This is a genomic window from Geodermatophilus sp. SYSU D00779 (assembly GCF_054050595.1).
Genome location: NZ_JBJGZQ010000002.1, coordinates 20,722 through 41,629 on the forward strand (window position 1 = coordinate 20,722; position 20,908 = coordinate 41,629).

Below are 20,908 nucleotides of genomic sequence, written 5' to 3' on the forward strand. Positions count from 1 at the left end.
CCGGCAGCCCCTCAGCTGCCCAGTCCGCCGAGGAAGGAGTCGGTCACGTCGACGGCCACGCTGCTGGACTGACCGGTCTCCACCAGGACGGCGAAGGCCAGGTCGCCCTGCGGTCCGCCCAGCTGGTAGCCCATGAACCAGCCGTGGGCGTCGGGCGGGGTGCTGGTGCCGAACTCGGCGGTGCCGGTCTTGCCGTAGACCTCGCCGCGGTCGGCCAGCGCGTTGGCCGTGCCCGACAGCACCACCTCGCGCATCATCGGCCGCAGCGCGTCGAGCACGGCGGGGTCCGGGCCGGCGGGGACCTGTCCGGCCGGCTCCGCGCCGACGACCTCGACCGGCACCGCCGGGGTACCGCTCGCGATCCCCGCGGCCACCAGGGCCAGCTGCGCGGGGCTCATCAGCACCTGGCCCTGGCCGATGGCGTTGGCCGCCTTCGTCGTCCCGGTGCTGTCCGCGGGCACCTCGCCGCTGAACAGGTCGACCGGCAGCTGCCAGTCGGTGCCCACGCCGTAGGAGGTGGCGGCGTCGGCCAGCGCGTCGTCGGGCAGCTGCAGCCCCTGCTGCATGAAGGTCGTGTTGCAGGACTCGGCGAAGGCCTCGGTGAACGGGACCGTGCCCAGGTCGAACTGGTCGGCGTTCTCGAACTCGCGCCCGTCGACGACGAAGGTGCCGGGGCAGGCGACCGGCGTCTGCGGGGTCAGCGTGCCGGTGGCCAGGAGCGCGGTGGCGCTGATCGTCTTCATGCTCGAGCCCGGCGGGTACTGGCCGGTGAACGCGTTGCCGGCCGCGGCGGCCTCGTTGGAGGAGGCCGCGACGATCTCGCCGGTCCCGGGCCGCACGACGACCAGGTGGGTCGGCAGCTGCTGGGTGGCGACGGCGGCGTCGGCGGCGGTCTGCACCGCGCGCACCAGCGGCGTCTGCACCGGCTCGCCCGGTACCGGCTCGACCGCGTCGACCTGGCGGCCGGCGTCCCCGGTCGCCTCGTCGGTGCTGACGACGGAGACGGTGAAGCCGGGGGTGCCGGTCAGCTGCTCCTGCAGGGCGCGCTGCAGCCCGGACAGGCCCAGCTCGTCGCCAGCGGCGTACACCGGGGTGCCGTCCTGCGCGGTCTCCTCGAGCACCTCGGCGGTCGCCGGGCCGACCCGGCCCAGCAGGGCCGAGGCGAAGCGGGGGCTGGGGGCCAGCAGCCGGGTGTCGGTGGGGAACACCGCGCCGGGCAGGTCGAAGACCTGCGCGCGGATGGCCTCGAAGTCCGGACGGCGCAGCGTGATGACCGGCACGAACTGGCCCGCGGGCGCAGCCTGGACGTCGGCGACGATCTCCTCGGCAGGGATCCCGGTGGCCGACGACAGCCCCGCCGCGAGCGCCGGCAGGTCGGTGACCTGGGCGGGGTCGACGCCGACGTTGACGACCTCGGTCGGGGCGAACAGCGGCTGCCCGGCGGCGTCGGTGATGTCGGCCCGCTCGGGCAGCTCGCGCTCCAGCAGCAGGCGCTGGCCCTCCCCCAGCTCCGGGTGCACCAGGGTCGGCTCGGCGACGACGTCCCAGCCCTCCTCGGCCTCCTGCAGCCGCAGGGTGGCGGGGTAGCTCCAGTCGGGGGCGGCGGCGAGGTCCCAGGTGGCGGTCCAGTCGACGGTGGCGGTGCCGTCCTCGACGGTCACCTGCCCGACCTCGGGGCTCAGCACGGCCTCGGGCAGGTCGGCCGCGGTCTGCTCGAGCAGGGCGGTCGCGACGTCGGGGTCCGTGGTGGCGCCGGCGGCGGCCGCGGTGTCCCCGGCCGCCCAGTCGGCGAGGAAGGCGTCGGCCGCGGAGCGGACGTCGTCCTCGGCGTCGCCGGAACAGGCCGCCAGCACCGGCACGGCGAGCAGTGTGAACGTGGACCCCAGGACCGTCCCCCGACGTGTGCGCACGGGGAGACAGCGTTCCAGACCGGGACGTCGATCCCGAGGAGGCGGGCCCCCTCCCGGGCTTGGTGACGGGCTGGAACGGCCACCCTTCAGGGCCCGCGCCGAGCTCGCGAGGCGTGGGGGAAGGGTGGCCCTACTTCCTCAGAACAGGACGCTGGCGAACTGCCCGACCTCGCGGAACCCGACCCGGGCGTACGCGGCGCGGGCGGAGGCGTTGAAGTCGTTGACGTAGAGGCTGACCACCGGCGCGATCGCGGTGCGCGCGTATTCGACGACGGCCGCGGTGCCGGCAGCGCCGATGCCGCGGCCGCGGTGGGCGGGGGCGACCCAGACGCCCTGCACCTGGCAGACGCCGCGGGAGACCGCGCCGATCTCGGCCTTGAACAGCACCTCGCCGCCCTCGATCCAGGCCAGCGACTGGCCGGCGCGGACCAGGTCGGCGACGCGGGCGCGGTAGCCGACGCCGCCGTCCACCCGCAGCGGGCTGACCCCGACCTCCTCGGTGAACATGGCCACCGCGGCCGGCAGCAGGACGTCGAGCTCGACCGGCCGCACCGGGCGCACCCGCGGCTCCGGGGGGATCGCCGGCGGGCCCTCGATGGCCAGCAGCGGCTGGCGGGGCCGGTGGTCGCGGGCCGGTCCCCACGAGGGCTCCAGCAGCTCCCACAGCGGGCCCACGGAGGCGGCCGGGCCGACGATGGTCGAGCAGCGCCGTCCGGCGCGGCGGGCGCGCTCGGCGAAGGCCGTGGCGGCCGGCCGCTCGGTCCCCGGCAGGGCGAACGGGATCAGGTTCGCCCCGGCCAGGCAGATCGCGTCCAGCGAGCGCCCGCTGTCCAACCCCCACAGCGGGGCGCCGAGGGCCGCGGGGGAGGTGCCGACGGCCTCGACGCGCCCGGCGATGACGCAGGCCGCCACCGGGTCGCTGGCGAGCAGGGCGCGGACCGCGGGCTCGTCGGTCTCGTCGAGGACCCGCGCCGTCGGCGAGCGCAGCACCGGACCGGACCGGTCAGCTGACGGTGACGACGGGCGGGCCGGACGGCGTGCCGTCGTCGACGGCCGCACCGGCGAGGCGCATGGCCTCCTCGATCAGGGTCTCGACGATCTGCGACTCGGGCACGGTCTTGACCACCTCGCCCTTCACGAAGATCTGCCCCTTGCCGTTGCCCGACGCCACGCCGAGGTCGGCCTCGCGGGCCTCGCCCGGGCCGTTGACGACGCAGCCCATGACGGCCACCCGCAGGGGCACCTCGAGCCCGTCGAGGCCGGCGGTGACCTCGTCGGCCAGCGTGTAGACGTCGACCTGGGCGCGCCCGCAGGACGGGCAGCTGACGATCTCCAGGCCGCGCTGGCGCAGGTTCAGCGACTCGAGGATCTGGGTGCCGACCTTGACCTCCTCGGCCGGCGGGGCCGACAGCGAGACGCGGATGGTGTCGCCGATGCCCTGGGAGAGCAGCGCGCCGAAGGCGACCGCGGACTTGATGGTCCCCTGGAAGGCCGGGCCGGCCTCGGTGACCCCGAGGTGCAGCGGGTAGTCGCACCGGGCGGCCAGCAGTTCGTAGGCGCGCACCATGACCACCGGGTCGTTGTGCTTGACCGAGATCTTGATGTCGCGGAAGTCGTGCTCCTCGAACAGCGAGCACTCCCACAGCGCCGACTCGACCAGCGCCTCGGGCGTGGCCTTGCCGTACTTGGCCAGCAGCCGCTTGTCCAGCGACCCGGCGTTGACGCCGATGCGGATCGGGATGCCGGCGCCCTTGGCCGCCCTCGCGATCTCGCCGACCTTGTCGTCGAACTTCTTGATGTTGCCCGGGTTGACCCGGACGGCGGCGCAGCCGGCGTCGATCGCCGCGAAGACGTAGCGCGGCTGGAAGTGGATGTCGGCGATGACCGGGATCTGCGACTTCTTGGCGATGATCGGCAGCGCCTCGGCGTCGTCGGTGTCCGGGACGGCGACCCGCACGATCTGGCAGCCCGAGGCGGTGAGCTCGGCGATCTGCTGCAGCGTGGCGTTGATGTCGGCGGTCTTGGTCGTCGTCATCGACTGCACGCTGACCGGGTGGTCACTGCCGACGCCGACGTCGCCCACCATGAGCTGACGCGTCTTGCGCCGGGGAGCGAGGACGGGCGGGGGTGCAGCGGGCATGCCGAGACCGACGGGGATGGCCATGACCACGAGTATCGCCCTCCGTCACACGTCGGTGCCGGTGACGTGGGGTGGAACACGCGCCGCGGCTACTGCAGGGTGACCGGGTTGACGACGTCGGCGATCAGCAGCAGGCCCGACAGCGCGATGAACAACCCGGCGACGACGTAGGCGACCGGCATGAGCCGGGCGATGTCGAACGGCCCCGGGTCGGGCCGGCCGCGCAGCCGGGCGACGACCGAGCGCGCCTTCTCGTACAGCGCGCCGGCCACGTGCCCGCCGTCGAGCGGGTAGATCGGCAGCAGGTTGAACAGGAACAGCACCAGGTTGACGCTGGCCAGCAGCTGGAAGAAGAAGCTGACCTTCTCGGTCGTGGTGAAGTCCTCGAAGGCGAAGACCTCACCGGAGATCCGGCTGACGCCGACGACGCCGATCGGCCCGTTCGGGTCGCGCTCCTCCCCCAGGAAGGCCGCGCGGAACAGCTGCGGGATCCGCTCGGGGATCTCGATCAGCCGGTCCACGGAACGGACGAGGACGTCGCCGATGTAGCCGGGGACGGCGGTGACCGGCTGCCGGACGTAGGTCTGCGCGGCGCTGACCCCGATGTAGCCGACCGTCTGGGTGCCGTCGGCCTCGCCGTCGCCGTCCCGGTCGACGCGGATGGTGTTGGCGATGGGGGTGACCGTGAGGTCCAGCCTCTGGGTGTCGCCGTCGACGTCGCGGTCCACGGTGAGGACGATCGGCGTGCCCGTGCTGACCCGGATGGCGTCCTGGACCTGCTGCCAGCCGGTGGCCCGGTCGTCCTGGGCGGCGTCGGGGACCTGGCTGACCGGCCGGCCGTCGATGGCGACGATCGTGTCCCCGGCCCGCAGACCGGCCGCGGCCGCCGGCGAGAGGGCGGCGTCGTCGGGGCAGGTGGTGGCGCTCGAGGTGGCCGGCAGGACGCACTCGGGGACCGAGGCGATGGTGGTCGTCGTCCCGGGGACGCCGAAGCCGACCAGCACGACGGTGAAGAAGACGACCGCCAGCACCAGGTTGTGGAAGGGGCCGGCGACCATCACGATCACCCGCTGCCACCAGGGCTTGGCCCAGAAGACCCGCCCCTCGTCACCAGGGCGGACGTCGTCGAGCGCCGCGCCGCGGACCTCGGCGATGAACGAGCGCATGCGGGTCGCCCGCTTGCTCTCGTTCTCCTCGGCCGGCGGGATCATCCCGATGATGCGGATGTAGCCCCCGAGCGGGACGGCCTTGAGGCCGTACTCGGTCTCCCCGCGCGTGCGGGAGAAGACGGTCGGGCCGAAGCCGACCATGAACTGTGGGACCCGCATGCCGAACTTCCGGGCCCAGGCGAAGTGCCCGTACTCGTGGAAGGCGATCGAGAGCAGCAGTCCGAGCGCGAAGAGGACGATCCCGAGGACGGTGAGGAGTGCTCCGCTCAGTTCAGCCTCCGGCGATGACGCCCCGGGCGTGCTCCCGGGCCCACTTCTCCGCGGCCAGCACGTCCTCGACGCAGGTGGGTGCGCCGAGGTCCGGCGCGTCGTCCAGGGTACGCGCGACGAGGTCGACGATGCCCCGGAACGGCAGGCGACCCACCAGGAAGGCGGCGACCGCCTCTTCGTTGGCGGCGTTGTAGAGCGCCGGCACCACGCCCCCCGCCTCACCGGCGGAGCGGGCCAGCGACACGGCCGGGAACGCCGCGTCGTCCAGCGGGGCGAACTCCCAGCTGCTCGCCGTCGACCAGTCCAGCGCCGGCTGCACGTGCGGCAGCCGGTCGGGCCAGGCCAGGGCCAGCGCGATCGGCAGCCGCATGTCCGGCGGGCTGGCCTGGGCGATGGTCGCGCCGTCGGCGAAGGTCACCATCGAGTGCACGATCGACTGCGGGTGCACGACCACGTCGATGTCGGCGAAGGGGACGTCGAACAGCAGGTGCGCCTCGATGAGCTCCAGGCCCTTGTTGACCAGGGTCGCCGAGTTGATCGTCACGACCGGGCCCATGTCCCAGGTCGGGTGCGCCAGCGCCTGCTCGACGGTGACGTCGGCCAGCTCGGCGGCGCTGCGGCCGCGGAACGGCCCGCCGCTGGCGGTGAGCACCAGCCGGGCCACCTCGCCGCGCGCGCCGCCGCGCAGGCACTGGGCCAGCGCCGAGTGCTCGGAGTCGACCGGCACCAGCTGCCCGGGTGCGGCCGCGGCGGTGACCAGCGCCCCGCCGGCCACGAGCGACTCCTTGTTGGCCAGCGCGACGGTGCGGCCGGCCCGCAGCGCCGACAGCGTGGGCCGCAGCCCGATCGAGCCGGTGATGCCGTTGAGGACGACGTCGGCCGGGCGGGCGGCGAGCTCCTCGGCCGCCCGCGGTCCGGCGAGGATCTCCGGCAGCGCGAACTCGCCCCTCGACCAGCCGCGCGTGGAGGCCGCGGCGTAGAAGGCCAGCTGCAGGTCCTGGGCGGCGGTCGCCCGCGCGACGGCGACGGTGCGGACGCCGAGGGACAGCGCCTGCTCGGCCAGCCGGGCGACGTCCCCACCGCCGGCGGCCAGACCGGTGATCCGCAGCCGGTCGGGGTTCTGCTCGGCCACCGCGATCGCCTGCCGGCCGATCGACCCGGTGGAGCCCAGCACCGTCACCTCGCGCACGCCGTCCACGGGCGCATCCTCCCCGACGCGCCGCCCTCCCTCGGTGGGTGCCGCCGACAGGGTGCTGGCAGGATGGCGGTGTGAGCGAGCAGACCCACCGCGAGCGGATCTCCGTGGACCACCCCGCGACCGGGCGGGTCAACCAGCCGGGGCGCGAGGAGGGCGTCGTCCGGGCCGGGGCCCCGCCCGTCGAGCACGAGCGCCCCGAGGACTGGGGCTGGCACGGCGAGACCGGCAGGTGGGGCCGCGTGGGCGGGGTCATCGCGACGCTGTTCATGCTCGCCTACCTCTTCGGCAACCACGAGGGCCGGATCGAGGACCTCTGGGTGGTCTGCATCGCCGCCCTGATGGTCCTGATCCTGCTGCTCGACTGGCGGCGCCGCCGCAACGCCTGGCGCGCCAAGTAGCGCTCAGACCTCGAGAGGCCCGTCCCCTGCCGCAGGGGGCGGGCCTCTCGCCGTCCGCGGGGAGTCGCGGGGGTCGCCGCGGGCCTCGGTGGTGACCGATGCACCAGGTGGGACGCCCGGTCGGAAGGCAGGCGGTGCGCTGCGGGCCCCACCGGGAGCGGATGTCAGTTGTTGCCCCCATTCCGCCCGCCCACATGTGACGGATGTGCCGCCTGAGCCTGCCGGGGCGGCGTTGTCAGACATGGCCGATGATCCGCCGGAGCTTGGTGGTTCTCAGCTACAGCTCCGGCGGCTCCCAGTCGATAGACAGGTCGAGAGAAGTCCGGAGCGCCCGGACTCCTGACCGAGCGGAGAGCCGCCGATGTCCCGCACCACCCGCGCCGCAGCCCTGACCGGGATGACCGCCACCACCGTGGCCACCGGTCTGCTGCTCGCCCCTGCCGCGTTCGCCGCGCCGGCGCTGACAGCCCCCACGGCGCCCTCCACCGCCGTCGCCGGTGCGACGTTCCAGGTCAGCGGTACCGGCTGCGTCGCCGATGACCCCGCGCACCCGGACTGGGAGGCGCTCGTCGTCGTCGCCACGGACAACGCCGACTTCGACACCGAGGAGGGTCTCGCCATCGCGGACCCGGCCGACGACGGCTCCTGGTCGACGACCCTGGCGTTCCCGGCCGACAGCACGGGCGGCCCGCACGCCGTCTACGCCGCCTGCGCGACCACCTACGCCGGGGAGCCGGTGGAGTACCCGGAGATCACGGTGACCGTGTCGACGGGCACCTCCGCGCCCGTGACGGAGACCCCCACCACGTCCGCTCCCAGCGAGCCGACCCCCGGCAGCGGGTGGGGCACGCCGACCAACGTCCTGCCGACCGGCAACGTCCGCGGCACTGAGGCCAACACCGCCGGTGTCGCCAGCCCGGACAAGGGCTCGGCCACCGGTGACAGCGCGGCCCCGGGCCGCAAGGTCGTCAAGGTCCTCACCGGCTTCAAGCCCGGCGAGGTCGTCACGGTGACCCTGCACTCGACCCCGCAGACCATGGGCACCTTCACCGCCGACGCCAACGGCACCGTGACGGTCGAGTTCACCGTCCCGGCCGGCACCCCGACCGGCGATCACACCCTGGTTTACGAGGGCAACATGGGCACCTACTTCCAGGAGTCCTTCACGGTGACCACGGCCGCGGCGACCTCGAACGCGTCGTCCTCGAGCCTGGCCTACACCGGCGCCGACGTCGCCCTCCCGCTGGGCCTGGGCGTGGGTGCCCTGGCGCTCGGTGGCGGCCTGGTGTTCGCCGCCCGCCGCCGGTCCGCGGAGGGCTCGCAGGCCTGAGCGTGACCGCACCGCACGACCCCGACGCCGGCCAGGGCTCCCCTGGCCGGCGTCGGCCGTTCCCGGGACGGCGGTGGTGGACGCGCACCGTCCTCGCCGTCCTCGTCCTGCTGCTGGTCGCGGCCGGCGTCGACGTCGCGCTGCTCGCCGGCCGCGTCGACGAGGTGGCCGTGGCCCTCACCGCCGACGACTCCGACGGCCGCACCTGGGTGCTGGTGGGCCTGGACTCGCGGGAGCGGCTGCCCGCTGGCGCCGACCCCGCCGACTTCGGCACCGCCGCGGACGTCCCCGGCGCCCGGGCCGACGTGGTGGTCGTCGTCCACCAGACCGACCGCGGGACCACGGTGCTGTCGGTCCCGCGCGACCTGGTCGTCCTCTCCGGCCGCACCGGCGAGCGCCTCGCCCTCACCTGGCTGGACGGTCCGGAGGCCACCGTCGACGCGCTCTGCGGCCTCGGGATCCCCACCGACCACCTGGTCACCGTCGACCTGGCCGGCTTCGCCGCCGTGGTCGACGCTGCCGGCGGCCTGGACGTCGACGTCCCGGAACCCGTCCGGGACGAGCCGGCCGGCCTGCTGCTGACCCGCGCCGGCCGGCAGCACGTGGACGGCGCCACCGCGCTGGCCCTCGTCCGCTCCCGGCACCCCGAGCACCGGGTGGACGGCGCGTGGGTGCCCGCGCCGGTCGACCCGGACGGGCGAGCCGACACCGCCGGCACCGTCCTCACGGCGTTGATGGACCGGGTGGAGGGAGCGCGCCCGGTGAGGCTGCAGTCCCTCGCCTGGGCCGCCTCCGACGCGGTCGCGGTCGACCCGGGGACCTCGGTGATCGACCTGCTCGCACTGGCCCGCGCCGAACTCGGAGCGGTGACCGTCCTGCCGGCCGCCGAGCCGTTCGGCGGGACGCTGGCCCGTCTCCCGACTGCCGACACCACGGCCACGGTCGCCGCGGCCGGGATGTCCTGCCAGCGGTGAGGCTCAGGACACGCCGACGCCGATCGCCAGCCCGATCGCGTAGGTGACCCCGGCCGCGACCGCGCCGAAGAGCAGCTGCCGGAGGGCTGCGTACCACCAGGGCCGGGGGGTGAAGCGCGACGACAGCGCGCCCGCCGTGGCCAGGCCCACCGCCCCGCACACCAGGGCGGCGGCGAGGACGGAGAAGCCGAGCAGGTAGGGCAGCAGCGGGATCACCGCGCCGGTGCCGAAGGTGAGGAACGAGGAGACCGCCGCCGTCCACGGCGAGGGCTTGTCGGCCGGGTTGAGCCCCAGCTCGGCGACCACGTGCAGCCGCAGCGCGGTGTCGGGGTCGCGGTGCAGCTGGACGGCCACCTGCTGGGCGAGGTCGGCGTCCACGCCGCGGACCCGCAGCATCTGCACCAGCTCGGCGAGCTCGCCGCGCGGGTTGCGCTCGAGCTCCCGGCGCTCCTTCTCCACCTCGAGGTCGAGCTGCTCGTTCTGCGTGCGCACCGAGGTGTACTCCCCCAGCGCCATGGAGATGGCGCCGGCGACCAGGCTGGCCACGCCGGAGAGCACGATCGTCCGGGACGAGGCGCCGCCGCCGCCCACGCCGGCCACCAGGGCCGTGTTGGTCACCAGCCCGTCCATCGCGCCGAAGACCGCGGCGCGCAGCCACCCGCCGGAGACGTCGGCGTGGCTGTGCTCGTGCGCCTCGGCCTGCGGGGCCTCGGCACTCACGCGTCGGCCTCGGCGCCCAGCTCCACGGGCGGCTCGAGGGACGGCTGCGGCAGGGCCACGGTCGGGACGCCGTCCACCCGGTCGGCCGCGGCGAGCTGACCGCACGCGCCGTCGATGTCCTGGCCGCGGGTGTCGCGGACCGTCGTCGGCACGCCGTGCGCCCGCAGCCGCGCGACGAACTCGCGCTGCGCGGGCAGCGGGCTGGCGTCCCAGCGGCTGCCCGGCGTCGGGTTCAGCGGGATGAGGTTGACGTGCGCCCGCCGGTCGGCGAGCAGCCGGCCGAGCAGGTCGGCGCGCTCGGGCTGGTCGTTCACGTCGCGGATGAGGGCGTACTCCACCGAGTACCGGCGGCCGGTGCGCGCGGCGTAGGCGTCGGCGGCGTCGACGACCTCGTCGACCTTCCAGCGCGTGTTGATCGGCACCAGGGTGTCGCGCAGCTCGTCGTCGGGCGCGTGCAGGCTCACCGCGAGGGTGGCGTGCAGCCCCTCCTCGGTCAGCCGCCGGATCGCCGGGACGACGCCGACGGTGGACACCGTGATCGAGCGCTGGGACAGCCCCAGCCCGTGCGGCGCGGGCGTCACCAGGGCGTCGAGGGTCTTGCGGACGCGCGCGTAGTTCGCCAGCGGCTCGCCCATGCCCATGAAGACGACGTTGGACAGCCGGCCGGGCCCGCCGGGGACCTCGCCGTTCGCCATCGCCGCGGCCGCGGCCACCGCCTGGCCGATGATCTCCGCGGCCGAGAGGTTGCGGGTCAGCCCGTTCTGGCCGGTGGCGCAGAAGGGGCAGGCCATGCCGCAGCCGGCCTGGCTGGAGATGCAGACGGTGGCCCGGTCCGGGTAGCGCATGAGAACGCTCTCGACCAGGGCGCCGTCGTGCAGCCGCCACAGCGTCTTGCGGGTGCGGCCGCCGTCGGCGCTGAGCGTCCGCACCGGCGTGAGCAGGCCGGGCAGCAGCGCGCCGGTGAGCTCCTCGCGCACCGCGGTCGGCAGGTCGGTCATCTGCGCCGGGTCGGTCACGCCCCGGTAGAAGTGCCGGGCGAGCTGGTCGGCCCGGAAGGCCGGCTGGCCCAGCTCGGTGACCGCGGCGCGAGCCTCCTCGCGGGTGAGGTCGGCGAGGTGGCGTGGCGGCTTGCCCCGGCGGGGGGCCTCGAACACGAGGGGGAGAGCAGTCATGGCACTCCCATGCTCCCACCCCGGAACTCCCGTCGGGCCGGCCCGCGGGGGAGATCACGTTCCCGGACCGGGCACCTCCGGCGGGAGCGGGAGCTCGGTGGGCCCCGGCACGTCGGACGGCGTCGGGGTGGCACCGCCCCCAGGGACGACCGGCTCCCCCTGCTCCTCCGATCCCTCGGGGTCCTCCCCCGATCCCTCCGGGTCCTGCGTGTCCTCCGGGTCCTCCTGGTCCTCCGGGGACGGTGACTCGGGTGTGGTCGGGGTCTCCGGATCGCCGGTCCCGTCCTTCTCCGTCGAGTCGTCGGGGGCGTCGTCCGCCGTCTCGTCGGGGCCGCTCCCGTCGGTCGTCTCCACGACCGGGGCGTGGTCCGGCGCGGACTCGGGGCCCTCGGGCTCCGGGAGGGCGACGCCGGTGTGGGCCGGGTCCTTCGTCCCCGGGACGGCGACCGGCACGACCGGTGCCGCGGTCCCGGCGGGGCGCGGGAGTGCCACGACCGCGACCCGCGGGGGTGTCCTGGTCACGTCAGCGGACCGCGGGGATGCTGGAGCGGCAGGTGCCTGCGGCGCGGGCGGCGGCGGTGCCACCGTCGTCGCGGGTGGGGTCACCAGCGCGGGGGCCGGCGTCGGTCGAGGGGTGGCGCGGCCGGTCACCGCCGGTGCGGAGGTGGTCGGCGCGGCCGCGTCCGCGGCCGGGACCGGGGCCTCGGACCGGGCGGTCAGCAGCGACGCCGCGGCGACCGCCCCGGCGACGAGCAGGCCGACCGCCACCGAGAGCGCGCGCCGACGCGAGGGGGCACGGGCGCCGACGACGACGCGGACGGGCGCGGGCTGCGGGAGCGCGTCGGTCACCTCGACCAGCTCGGCTGGCTCGATCACCTCGGCCGGCGCGGCGGTGGCCTCGACCGGTTCGGCGTCCGCTGGCCCGGAGGGTGTGGCCGGCTCGTCGTCGGGGTCCGCGGTCGGGAGGTCTTCGGCGGGGACCGCCACCGGTGCGAGGTCCGGCTGAGGGACGGGCTGGTCCTCCGCGTCCGGCGCCTCCTCGACGTCCGGCTGGTCCTCGTGGTCTTCCGGCTCCTCCTGGCCCCCCGCGTCGAGCGTGTCCTCGACGTCCGGCCGGTCCTCCTGGTCCGGCTGTGGCTCGGCGTCCGGCTCCCCCGCAGCCGGCATGGCGTCGGCGTCCGGCTCCCCGGCAGCCGGCATGGGGTCGGCGTCCGGCTCCTCGGCAGCCGGCACGGGGTCGGCGTCCGGTCGTCCGCGGTCGGGCTCGGGTCCGGGGTCCGGCTCCTCGGCGCCCGGCTCGGGAGCGGCGTCCTCGACGGGCGTCCCGCTCGTCTCGTCGCCGAGCCAGTCGGGCAGCCAGGCGTCGTCCCAGTCGACCGGCTCCTGCGCCCCGTCGGGAGCGGCGGGATCGGCCGGGACCAGCAGCTCGTCGACGTCTTCCGGATGACTGGAGCCCATGTCCTCCCCTGCCTCGCCGGGTGCGGTGCCGTCTCCCTGTCATCGGCAGCCGCGACCCGGGACGGCACCTGGCGCGCTGTGGGCTCGGCAGGTGAGCCGCGCCACGTCCTGCCACGCTGGCCGGCATGAGCCGGCTCGCCGACGTGGACCTGACCCTGCAGCTGTCCAAGAGGGAGGAGAAGGAGCAGCTCAAGGCCGTGCAGAAGCGGCTGGTGCACCTGCGTCTGCTCCTGGGCGGGCAGATCGGGCCGGGCGAGATCGGGCCGCCGCTGCTGGTGCTGTTCGAGGGCTGGGACGCCTCGGGCAAGGGTGGCGCGATCAAGCGCCTGGTCGAGCGGCTCGACCCACGGCACGTCCGGGTCGCCCAGTTCGCCGCCCCCACGCACGACGAGAAGCGCCACCACTTCCTGTGGCGCTTCTGGCCGGTCCTGCCCGGCTGGGGCGGGATGGCCGTGCTCGACCGCACCTGGTACGGGCGGGTGCTCGTGGAGCGGGTCGAGGGCTTCGCGACCGAGGAGGCCTGGCGCCGTGCCTACGGCGAGATCGTCGACCTGGAGTCGACCCTCGCCGCCGAGGGCACCGTGGTCGTCAAGTTCTGGCTGCACCTCTCACCCGAGGAGCAGCTGCGCCGTTTCGAGTCCCGCCGCGGCGACCCCTACCGCGCGTGGAAACTCACCGACGAGGACTGGCGCAACCGCGAGAAGCGCCCGGCCTACGAGGCGGCGGTCGAGGAGATGCTGGAGCGGACCGACACCCCGGCGGGCCCCTGGCACGTGATCGCCGCGGAGGACAAGCGGTGGGCGCGGGTGGCGGTGGTCCGCACGGTCTGCGAGGCCGTGGAGGCGGCCCTGACCGCCCGGGGCATCGACCCGGACCCCCCGCTCACGTGAGACCCGACCGGGCGTGCTGCCGGATCCAGGCGTGCATCGCGATGCCCGCCGCCACGCCGGCGTTGATCGACCGCGTGGAGCCGAACTGGGCGATGGAGACGGTCATCGAGGCGGCCGCGCGGGCCTCCGGTGTCAGCCCCGGCCCCTCCTGGCCGAAGAGCAGCACGCACCGCTCCGGCAGGTCGGTGGTCTCCAGCGGGACCGCGCCCGGTCCGTTGTCGACGGCGACCAGCGGCAGCTCCTCCCGCGCCGCGTGGGCGGCCAGCGCGCCGACGTCCGGGTGGTGGCGCAGGTGCTGGTAGCGGTCGGTGACCATCGCCCCTCGGCGGTTCCAGCGACGGCGGCCCACGATGTGCACCTCGGCGGCCAGGAACGCGTTCGCCGTCCGCACCACCGTCCCGATGTTGAGGTCGTGGCCGAAGTTCTCGATCGCGACGTGGAACGGGTGCCGGCGGGCGTCGAGGTCGGCGACGACCGCCGCCACCGTCCAGTAGCGGTAGCGGTCGGCGACGTTGCGCCGGTCGCCGTGCGCGAGCAGCTCGGGGTCGTAGCGCGGGTCCGCGGGCCACGGCCCGGGCCAGGGACCGACGCCCACCGTCGTCCCCCACTCCGTCGGGCCCGCCTCGCCGTCCACGCGGCCGATCGTCTCCCACGCACCGGGCGGCCGTGCGCTCCGGGGCAGGATCGGCGGACGTGACCGACGGCGTCCTCGTCCACCTCACCGACCCGGCGGCCTGGCGGGCGGCCTTGCACACCGGGGCGCTGCGCCCACCGTCCCTGGCGGGTGAGGGCTTCGTGCACCTCTCCACGCCGGAGCAGGTGCACCTGCCGGCCGGGCGGCTGTTCCCCGGACGGCGGGACCTCGTGCTGCTCGTCGTCGACCCCGCACGGCTGACCGACCCGGTGCGCTGGGTCCCCGGCGTGCCCGGCGACCCGCCCGGCACGCGCTTCCCGCACCTGCACGGTCCGCTGCCGACCAGCGCCGTCGTCGCCGTCGTCCCGTACCGGCCGCCCGCCGAGCCGGTGCTCCCCCGGCCGGACGACGCGCTCGGCCGCGCGCGGGCGCTGTGGCTGTCGGTGCGGACCCGGCGGGCCGCCGAGGTGCGCGACGTCCCCGGTGGGGTGGCGGTGCTGGACCCGCGCTTCCCGTACTCCTGGGACGACAACCGGCTGGTCCTGTCGCACCCGGTCGATGCCGACACGGTGGCGGCCGGTGTGGCCGCGGTCGCCGCGGACGCGGGATGGACCCACCTCGCCGCCACGCTGGCCTGGTCCGGTGCGGACGACGTGGCGCGCGAGCTCACCGGCCACGGGTGGCGGGCCGAGGAACTGGTGGTGATGGCCCGCCCGGCCACGCCGCCGCTCCCGGGACGCCGGGCGGAGGCCGTCGACCAGCGCGAGGTGCACGACCTCTGGGAGCGCTCGTGGCGGCGCGACCTGCCGACCTCGGAGGCCGACCTGGACGAGGTGGTGGCCCAGCTGATCGGCCGGGAGCACCGGAACGACCGGGTCGTCGCCGTCACCGACCTCGCCGTCCGGGAGGAGGGGCGGGTCGTCTCGGCCGGTCAGCTGCGCGTCGACGGCGCCACCGCCGCCTTCGAGTCGTTGAACACCGACCCCGCGGCGCGCGGCCGCGGGCACGGCGACGCCGTCCTGGCGACCGCGCTGGACCTCGCCGCCGAGCGCGGCTGCGACCTCGTGGTGCTGGAGGCCGACGCCACCGACTGGCCCCGGCACTGGTACGCCCGCCGCGGCTTCGTCGTCGTGGGGACGACGTGGGAGGTCTCGGCTCAGGCCGGGGCGACGACCGAGAGCAGCAGGTAGGCGACGGCGGCCGAGGGCAGCAGCGAGTCCAGCCGGTCCATGATGCCGCCGTGGCCGGGCAGCAGGTGGCCCATGTCCTTGATGCCGAGGTCGCGCTTGATCAACGACTCCCCCAGGTCGCCGACGGTCGCGCTGACGGCCAGGGCGACGCCGAACAGCACCCCGCCCCACCACGGCCCACCGAGGGCGAGGGTGACGATCGGGGTGGCGACCAGCACGCAGGCGACGATCGAGCCGGCCATCCCCTCCCACGACTTCTTGGGGCTGACCGACGGCGCCATCGGGTGCTTGCCGAACAGCACGCCCGCGGCGAAGCCGCCGACGTCGTTGCCGACGACGGTGGCGATGAAGGCCAGCACGCGGGCCGCGCCGTCGTCCGGTACCAGCAGCAGGACGGCGAACCCGGCGAGCAGCGGGACGTACAGCGCCACCAGGACGCCGGCCGAGGCGTCGCGCAGGTAGCCGTCGGGACCGTCACCCAGCCGCCACAGCAGGACGGCGAGGACGGTGAGCAGGAACGCCACCACGAGCCCGGAGGCCCCGCGGGTCCAGGCCAGCACGATCATCGCGACCGTGCCGACGAGCAGGGGCACAAGCGGGGCGCGCACGTTCCCGGCCTGCAGCGCCCGGGTCAGCTCGACGACGCCGGTGAGGATCGCCGCACCCAGCACGAGCAGGAACGCCGGGCGGTAGACCAGCAGCGAGACCAGGATGACCGCGCCCAGCCCGAGGCCGACGCCGATGGCCGCGACCATGTCCCGACCGGCGCGGCCGGACTTCTTCCCCCGTGTCGGGACCAGGTCGGGGCCGACGGACTCGGTCGTCGACGTGGGGGGCTCGCCCCGCGTCGTCCCCGGCCCACGCCCGGACGGCCCGGCGGTCGCCGGCTCCGGCACGGCCAGCGGGGCCGTCCGCAGCTCGGTGACCGCCCGCGGCGGCAGTGGCGGCGGAGGCGGGGCCGGGCGCCGGCCGACGATCGGGATCGGCCCGGTGTCGGGGTCGGGGGTCATGGCAGGAGGGCCGGACGGTTCAGACCTCGAGGAGCTCGGACTCCTTGTGCTTGACCGCCTCGTCGATGCCGTGCACGTGCTTGGCGGTCAGGTCGTCGAGCTCCTTCTCGGCGCGGCGCACGTCGTCCTCGCCGGCCTCGCCGTCCTTGGCGATGCGGTCGAGCTCTTCCTTGGCCCGGCGGCGCACGTTGCGGATGGCGACCTTGGCGTCCTCGCCCTTGGCGCGCGCCTGCTTGACCAGGTCGCGGCGGCGCTCCTCGGTCAGCTGGGGGAACACCACGCGGATGATCTGGCCGTCGTTGGTCGGGTTGACGCCGAGGTCGCTGTCGCGGATGGCCTTCTCGATGGCCGACAGCTGGCTGGTGTCGTAGGGCTTGATCACCGCCATGCGGGCCTCGGGCACCGTGATCGACGACATCTGCGGCACCGGCGTCGGCGAGCCGTAGTAGTCGACCAGGACCTTGTTGAACATCGACGGGGCGGCGCGCCCGGTGCGCACCGAGCCGAGGTCCTCGCGCGCGACCGACAGGGCCTTGTCCATCCGCTCCTCGGCGTCGAGCAGGGTGTCGTCGATCACGGGTCTCTCCTCCTGGTGCGGCGGAGCACTCCGCCGCGGGTGCGGGTCTGCGGGCTGGCGACAGCGGCGCTCAGGCCGGGTCGCTGATCAGCGTCCCGATCCTCTCACCTGCCACGGCACGGGCGATGTTGCCGTCGCGCAGCAGGTTGAACACGACGATCGGCATGCTGTTGTCCATGCACAGGCTGATGGCCGTCGCGTCGGCGACCTTCAGTTGCTTGGCGAGCACGGTGCCGTAGTCGAGGTCCTCGTACATGACGGCGTCCGGGTTGGTGCGGGGGTCGTCGTCGTAGACGCCGTCCACCCCGTTCTTGGCCATGAGCAGCACCTGGCAGCCGATCTCGAGGGCGCGCTGCGCGGCCACCGTGTCGGTCGAGAAGTAGGGCATGCCGGCGCCGGCGCCGAAGATGACCAGCCGGCCCTTCTCCAGGTGCCGCACCGCCTTGCGCGGGATGTAGGGCTCGGCCACCTGTCCCATCTCGATCGCCGTCTGCACCCGGGTCTGCAGGCCGACCTGCTCGCAGAAGGCCTGCAGGGCCAGGCAGTTCATGACCGTGCCGAGCATGCCCATGTAGTCGGCGTGCCGGCGGTCCATGCCGGCCTGGGACAGCTCGGCACCGCGGAAGAAGTTGCCCCCGCCGACCACCACGGCGACCTGCGTGCCGCCGTGGACGACATCGGCCAGCTGGGTCGCGATGCTCTGCACGATGTCGGAGTCGACGCCCACCTTGCCGCCGCCGAAGGCCTCTCCGGACAGCTTGAGCAGGACCCGCTTGTAACCCGCGCCGTCAGCGGGCTGGAACGCGGTGGGGGCGGACATGGGCGCGGTGGTGCTCGGCGCGGCGGTGTCGGTCAACGGGTTCTTCCCTCGCTCGGCGTCGTTCCCCTGATCCTGCCGCACGGGGCGTGCGGCAGCTCGCGGGCGGGGGGTCTCCCGCACCGGTGCCCGGACACGCCACCGGCCCCGTCCCAGGGGCGGGACGGGGCCGGTGACGTGCGGGAACGGCCACCCTCCAGGGACCCGCGCCGGGCGTGCGAGGCGCGGGGGGAAGGGTGGTCCTCTCAGGCCTGGCCGACCTCGAAGCGGGCGAACCGCTCCACGGTCAGGCCGGCCTCGTCGACGATCTGCTTGACCGTGCGCTTGGGCTCGGTGATCGACGGCTGCTCGAGGAGGACGAAGTCCTTGAAGTAGGCGTTGACCCGACCCTCGACGATCTTGGTGATCGCCTGCTCGGGCTTGCCCTCCTCCTTGGCCGTCTGCTCGGCGACGCGGCGCTCGGTCTCGACCGCCTCGGCCGGGACCTCGTCGCGGGAGAGGTAGCGCGGGCGGGCCGCGGCGATGTGCATCGCCAGGCTGCGCGCCGCCTCCTCGCTGCCGCCGCTGTACTGCACCGCGACACCGATCGCCGGGGGCAGGTCGGTGGCCCGCTTGTGCAGGTAGGTGGCGGTCTGGCCGTCGAAGACCACGAACCGGCTGAGCACCAGCTTCTCGCCGATGCGGGCCGACTCGCCCTCGACCAGGGCGGCGACGGTCTGGCCGTCGACCTCGGTGGCCAGCAGCGCGTCGACGTCGGCCGGCTTCTGCGCCAGGACGACGTCGAGCAGGCGCTCGGCCAGCGTGACGAAGTCCGCGTTCTTGGCGACGAAGTCGGTCTCGCAGTCGAGCTCGAGCAGCGCGCCGTCCTTGCTGACGACGACGCCGTTGGTCGTCGAGCGCTCCAGGCGCTTGCCGACGTCCTTGGCGCCCTTGATGCGCAGCAGCTCGACGGCCTTGTCGTAGTCGCCCTCGGCCTCGGTGAGCGCCTTCTTGCAGTCCATCATGCCGGCGCCGGTGGCGTCGCGGAGACGCTTGACGTCGGCCGCGGTGAAGTCAGCCATGCCTTGATTCCTTCTGTGTCAGTGCCTGAGCGGGAGGGCGGCCCCGCTTCCCTCACCCCGGAGTGCCGGGCGAGGGGAGCGGGGTCCTCGTTCAGCCGTTCTGGGCGCCCTGGGTGCCGGTGTCCGTGCCGCCGGTGGCGGGCACGCCCTCGACCGGGGCGATCTCGTTCGCGGTCACGGCCGGGGGCTCGGCGGGGGTCTCCGGCAGCGGGGAGGCCGTCGCGTCGCCGGCGGCGTCGCCCTGCTGGCCGGTGAGCAGCTCGCGCTCCCAGTCGGCCAGCGGCTCGTCGCCGCCGATGGCCTGCTCGCCGCCGTCCTCGCGGCCGGCGTTGGCCTGCGAGGCCGAGCGGGCCATGAGGCCCTCGGCCACGGCGTCGGCGATCACGCGGGTCAGCAGCGCGGCGCTGCGGATGGCGTCGTCGTTGCCGGGGATCTTGTAGTCGACCTCGTCCGGGTCGCAGTTGGTGTCGAGGATCGCGACGACCGGGATGTTGAGCTTGCGGGCCTCGCCGACGGCGATGTGCTCCTTCTTGGTGTCCACGATCCAGACGGCGCTGGGCACCTTCTGCATGTCGCGGATACCGCCGAGGCTGCGCTCCAGCTTGGCCTTCTCGCGGGTGAGGCCCAGCTGCTCCTTCTTGGACAGGCCGGCCATCACGCCGGTCTGCTCCATGTCCTCGAGCTCCTTGAGCCGCTGCAGCCGCTTGTGGACCGTCGAGAAGTTGGTGAGCATGCCGCCCAGCCAGCGCTGGTTGACGTAGGGCATGCCGACGCGCTGCGCCTGCTCGGCGATGACCTCCTGCGCCTGGCGCTTGGTGCCGACGAACAGGATCGTGCCGCCGTGCGCGACCGTCTGCTTGACGAACTCGTAGGCGTTGTCGATGTACCCGAGCGTCTGCTGCAGGTCGATGATGTAGATGCCGTTGCGCTCGGTGAAGATGAACCGCTTCATCTTCGGGTTCCAGCGACGGGTCTGGTGCCCGAAGTGGACGCCGCTGTCGAGCAGCTGCTTCATGCTGACGACTGCCATGGCCGCAGCCTCTCTGTGCTCTGCGCGCGGCCACGCGGGGCCGCGCTCCTCGGTTGTCGCGGGCGCCGGGTGGCGCTCCGCCCTGGCGTCCGGGCCGCCACGACCCCGCGAACGGGGACCGGGGTGGCGACCGTCCCGCTGCTGCCAGCGGGGAGAGGACGCGCGAAGTCGACCCGCCACAGACGGGTCGCGACTCTCAGCATACGCCCCGTGGCCGATGGCCCTCCCCGGCGGCCGGCGCCGTCCACAGACCGCGGCGGTGCGGCCCGTCCGGCGTCCCGCAGGAGCACGCTCCGCAGGTGCGCCGATCGGTCCTCGCCGTCCTGCTCCTGGTCCCGCTGCTGCTGCCCGCCGGAGGGGCCGTCGCCGCACCGGACGACGTCCCGGGGGGTCTGTGGTCCCGGCCGGTGGAGGGGGCGGTGACCCGCCCGTTCGACCCGCCGCCGGACCGGTACGGGGCCGGGCACCGCGGCGCGGACCTGGCCGGGGCGCCGGGGACGCCGGTCCTGGCCGCCGGGGACGGCGTCGTCGTCTTCGCCGGGATGGTCGCCGGGCGACCGGTGGTCAGCGTGGACCACGCCGATGGCCTGCGGACGACGTACGAGCCGGTCGACGCCGTGGTGGGCGCCGGGCGGCCGGTCGCCCGCGGCACGGTGCTCGGGACGCTGGCCGGCGGCCACGCCGGCTGCCCGGTCGCGGCCTGTCTGCACTGGGGACTGCGGCGCGGGGAGGTCTACCTCGACCCGCTGTCGCTGCTCGAGCCGCCGGAGGTGCGGCTGCTGCCGATGGGCTGACCCCCGACCCCGTGGCCGCGCCGTCCGCCGGGGGGCGGCACCTCGCGGAAGTGCTCTCAGGCGTGCCGGTACCCCCACGCCCCGGCGCTGGGTGTGGCCGTGGCGGCCGGGGCCGCCACGGCCACACCGGTCAGCTGCCCAGGTCCTGCGACAGCTGCTCCATCTG

Annotated in this window: 20 protein-coding genes; 6 read left to right on the top strand and 14 right to left on the bottom strand. The window is 74.8% G+C overall.

From position 1 onward, the window contains the following. Window positions 1-11: 11 nt before the first annotated feature. From ACI79G_RS01435 to dxr, 5 genes are all read right to left on the bottom strand, one after another. Window positions 12-1,859 carry a penicillin-binding transpeptidase domain-containing protein gene (locus tag ACI79G_RS01435; protein ID WP_456879037.1) on the bottom strand — a complete coding sequence of 616 codons (1,848 nt, stop codon included), beginning with the start codon at window positions 1,857-1,859 and terminating at the stop codon, window positions 12-14. Window positions 1,860-2,048: 189 nt separating this feature from the next. Beyond that, a complete protein-coding gene (locus tag ACI79G_RS01440) occupies window positions 2,049-2,900 on the bottom strand; it encodes a GNAT family N-acetyltransferase (protein WP_456879039.1) in 852 nt (283 codons plus the stop codon). Between the two features lie 13 nt (window positions 2,901-2,913). Further along, complete coding sequence (ispG, locus tag ACI79G_RS01445; RefSeq protein WP_456879041.1) at window positions 2,914-4,074, bottom strand: flavodoxin-dependent (E)-4-hydroxy-3-methylbut-2-enyl-diphosphate synthase; 1,161 nt, start codon at window positions 4,072-4,074, stop codon at window positions 2,914-2,916. Between the two features lie 65 nt (window positions 4,075-4,139). After that, on the bottom strand, window positions 4,140-5,489 hold the full coding sequence (locus tag ACI79G_RS01450) for a M50 family metallopeptidase (protein ID WP_456879413.1): 1,350 nt from the start codon (window positions 5,487-5,489) through the stop codon (window positions 4,140-4,142). Window position 5,490: 1 nt separating this feature from the next. Further along, on the bottom strand, window positions 5,491-6,687 hold the full coding sequence (gene dxr, locus ACI79G_RS01455) for a 1-deoxy-D-xylulose-5-phosphate reductoisomerase (RefSeq protein ID WP_456879042.1): 1,197 nt from the start codon (window positions 6,685-6,687) through the stop codon (window positions 5,491-5,493). A 71-nt stretch (window positions 6,688-6,758) separates the two neighbouring features. On the opposite strand from dxr, the gene ACI79G_RS01460 reads away from it, so the two are divergent. The 3 genes from ACI79G_RS01460 to ACI79G_RS01470 all read left to right on the top strand — a co-directional run bounded on the left by ACI79G_RS01460 (window position 6,759) and on the right by ACI79G_RS01470 (window position 9,389). Further along, window positions 6,759-7,085 carry a DUF2631 domain-containing protein gene (locus tag ACI79G_RS01460; RefSeq protein WP_456879044.1) on the top strand — a complete coding sequence of 109 codons (327 nt, stop codon included), beginning with the start codon at window positions 6,759-6,761 and terminating at the stop codon, window positions 7,083-7,085. Between the two features lie 361 nt (window positions 7,086-7,446). Then, window positions 7,447-8,415, top strand: a complete 969-nt coding sequence (locus ACI79G_RS01465) for a hypothetical protein (protein WP_456879046.1) — start codon at window positions 7,447-7,449, stop codon at window positions 8,413-8,415. A gap of 2 nt (window positions 8,416-8,417) precedes the next feature. Further along, window positions 8,418-9,389 (top strand): LCP family protein, encoded by a 972-nt coding sequence (locus ACI79G_RS01470; protein ID WP_456879048.1) that lies wholly within the window; start codon window positions 8,418-8,420, stop codon window positions 9,387-9,389. 3 nt (window positions 9,390-9,392) lie between these two features. Here ACI79G_RS01470 and ACI79G_RS01475 read toward each other — a convergent pair whose 3' ends face one another. From ACI79G_RS01475 to ACI79G_RS01485, 3 genes are read right to left on the bottom strand one after another with little or no spacing between them, the layout of a single operon-like run. Then, a complete protein-coding gene (locus ACI79G_RS01475) occupies window positions 9,393-10,109 on the bottom strand; it encodes a VIT1/CCC1 transporter family protein (protein ID WP_456879050.1) in 717 nt (238 codons plus the stop codon). Continuing rightward, complete coding sequence (gene rlmN, locus ACI79G_RS01480; protein ID WP_456879052.1) at window positions 10,106-11,281, bottom strand: 23S rRNA (adenine(2503)-C(2))-methyltransferase RlmN; 1,176 nt, start codon at window positions 11,279-11,281, stop codon at window positions 10,106-10,108. The genes ACI79G_RS01475 and rlmN overlap by 4 nt, the downstream gene beginning before the upstream one ends. 54 nt (window positions 11,282-11,335) lie before the next feature. Then, a complete protein-coding gene (locus tag ACI79G_RS01485; protein WP_456879053.1) occupies window positions 11,336-12,739 on the bottom strand; it encodes a hypothetical protein in 1,404 nt (467 codons plus the stop codon). Window positions 12,740-12,864: 125 nt separating this feature from the next. Here ACI79G_RS01485 and ACI79G_RS01490 point away from each other — a divergent pair, with 125 nt between their 5' ends. Beyond that, window positions 12,865-13,629, top strand: coding sequence for a polyphosphate kinase 2 family protein (locus tag ACI79G_RS01490; protein WP_091212337.1), 765 nt, complete (start codon window positions 12,865-12,867; stop codon window positions 13,627-13,629). Here the strand turns inward: ACI79G_RS01490 and ACI79G_RS01495 are convergent. Further along, entirely contained in the window at window positions 13,622-14,263 is a 642-nt protein-coding gene (locus ACI79G_RS01495; RefSeq protein WP_456879054.1) for a TrmH family RNA methyltransferase, read from the bottom strand. The two genes, ACI79G_RS01490 and ACI79G_RS01495, sit on opposite strands and share 8 nt — an antisense overlap. Before the next feature lie 59 nt (window positions 14,264-14,322). Between ACI79G_RS01495 and ACI79G_RS01500 the strand changes: the two genes are divergently transcribed. After that, window positions 14,323-15,453 (top strand): GNAT family N-acetyltransferase, encoded by a 1,131-nt coding sequence (locus tag ACI79G_RS01500; protein ID WP_456879056.1) that lies wholly within the window; start codon window positions 14,323-14,325, stop codon window positions 15,451-15,453. Here ACI79G_RS01500 and ACI79G_RS01505 read toward each other — a convergent pair. From ACI79G_RS01505 to rpsB, 5 genes are all read right to left on the bottom strand, one after another. Next, window positions 15,420-16,463 carry a phosphatidate cytidylyltransferase gene (locus ACI79G_RS01505; RefSeq protein ID WP_456879058.1) on the bottom strand — a complete coding sequence of 348 codons (1,044 nt, stop codon included), beginning with the start codon at window positions 16,461-16,463 and terminating at the stop codon, window positions 15,420-15,422. The two genes, ACI79G_RS01500 and ACI79G_RS01505, sit on opposite strands and share 34 nt — an antisense overlap. 19 nt (window positions 16,464-16,482) lie before the next feature. Further along, window positions 16,483-17,040 (bottom strand): ribosome recycling factor, encoded by a 558-nt coding sequence (gene frr / locus ACI79G_RS01510; RefSeq protein ID WP_456879060.1) that lies wholly within the window; start codon window positions 17,038-17,040, stop codon window positions 16,483-16,485. Window positions 17,041-17,110: 70 nt separating this feature from the next. Beyond that, window positions 17,111-17,860 carry a UMP kinase gene (pyrH, locus tag ACI79G_RS01515; RefSeq protein ID WP_091213638.1) on the bottom strand — a complete coding sequence of 250 codons (750 nt, stop codon included), beginning with the start codon at window positions 17,858-17,860 and terminating at the stop codon, window positions 17,111-17,113. Window positions 17,861-18,102: 242 nt separating this feature from the next. Next, window positions 18,103-18,918, bottom strand: a complete 816-nt coding sequence (tsf, locus tag ACI79G_RS01520) for a translation elongation factor Ts (protein WP_456879061.1) — start codon at window positions 18,916-18,918, stop codon at window positions 18,103-18,105. Between the two features lie 91 nt (window positions 18,919-19,009). After that, window positions 19,010-19,948, bottom strand: coding sequence for a 30S ribosomal protein S2 (gene rpsB / locus ACI79G_RS01525; protein WP_456879063.1), 939 nt, complete (start codon window positions 19,946-19,948; stop codon window positions 19,010-19,012). A 299-nt stretch (window positions 19,949-20,247) separates the two neighbouring features. Between rpsB and ACI79G_RS01530 the strand changes: the two genes are divergently transcribed. Beyond that, the gene (locus ACI79G_RS01530; protein WP_456879065.1) at window positions 20,248-20,742 is read left to right on the top strand and encodes a M23 family metallopeptidase; all 495 of its coding nucleotides are present in this window, start codon (window positions 20,248-20,250) and stop codon (window positions 20,740-20,742) included. Window positions 20,743-20,908: the final 166 nt, after the last annotated feature.

Bases quoted from the DNA above. Each gene is read 5' to 3' on its own strand.
- ispG (WP_456879041.1), bottom strand. From the start codon at position 4,074: ATGGCCATCCCCGTCGGTCTCGGCATGCCCGCTGCACCCCCGCCCGTC.
- ACI79G_RS01465 (WP_456879046.1), top strand. From the start codon at position 7,447: ATGTCCCGCACCACCCGCGCCGCAGCCCTGACCGGGATGACCGCCACC.
- rlmN (WP_456879052.1), bottom strand. From the start codon at position 11,281: ATGACTGCTCTCCCCCTCGTGTTCGAGGCCCCCCGCCGGGGCAAGCCG.
- ACI79G_RS01485 (WP_456879053.1), bottom strand. From the start codon at position 12,739: ATGGGCTCCAGTCATCCGGAAGACGTCGACGAGCTGCTGGTCCCGGCC.
- ACI79G_RS01490 (WP_091212337.1), top strand. From the start codon at position 12,865: ATGAGCCGGCTCGCCGACGTGGACCTGACCCTGCAGCTGTCCAAGAGG.
- ACI79G_RS01505 (WP_456879058.1), bottom strand. From the start codon at position 16,463: ATGACCCCCGACCCCGACACCGGGCCGATCCCGATCGTCGGCCGGCGC.
- pyrH (WP_091213638.1), bottom strand. From the start codon at position 17,860: ATGTCCGCCCCCACCGCGTTCCAGCCCGCTGACGGCGCGGGTTACAAG.
- tsf (WP_456879061.1), bottom strand. From the start codon at position 18,918: ATGGCTGACTTCACCGCGGCCGACGTCAAGCGTCTCCGCGACGCCACC.
- rpsB (WP_456879063.1), bottom strand. From the start codon at position 19,948: ATGGCAGTCGTCAGCATGAAGCAGCTGCTCGACAGCGGCGTCCACTTC.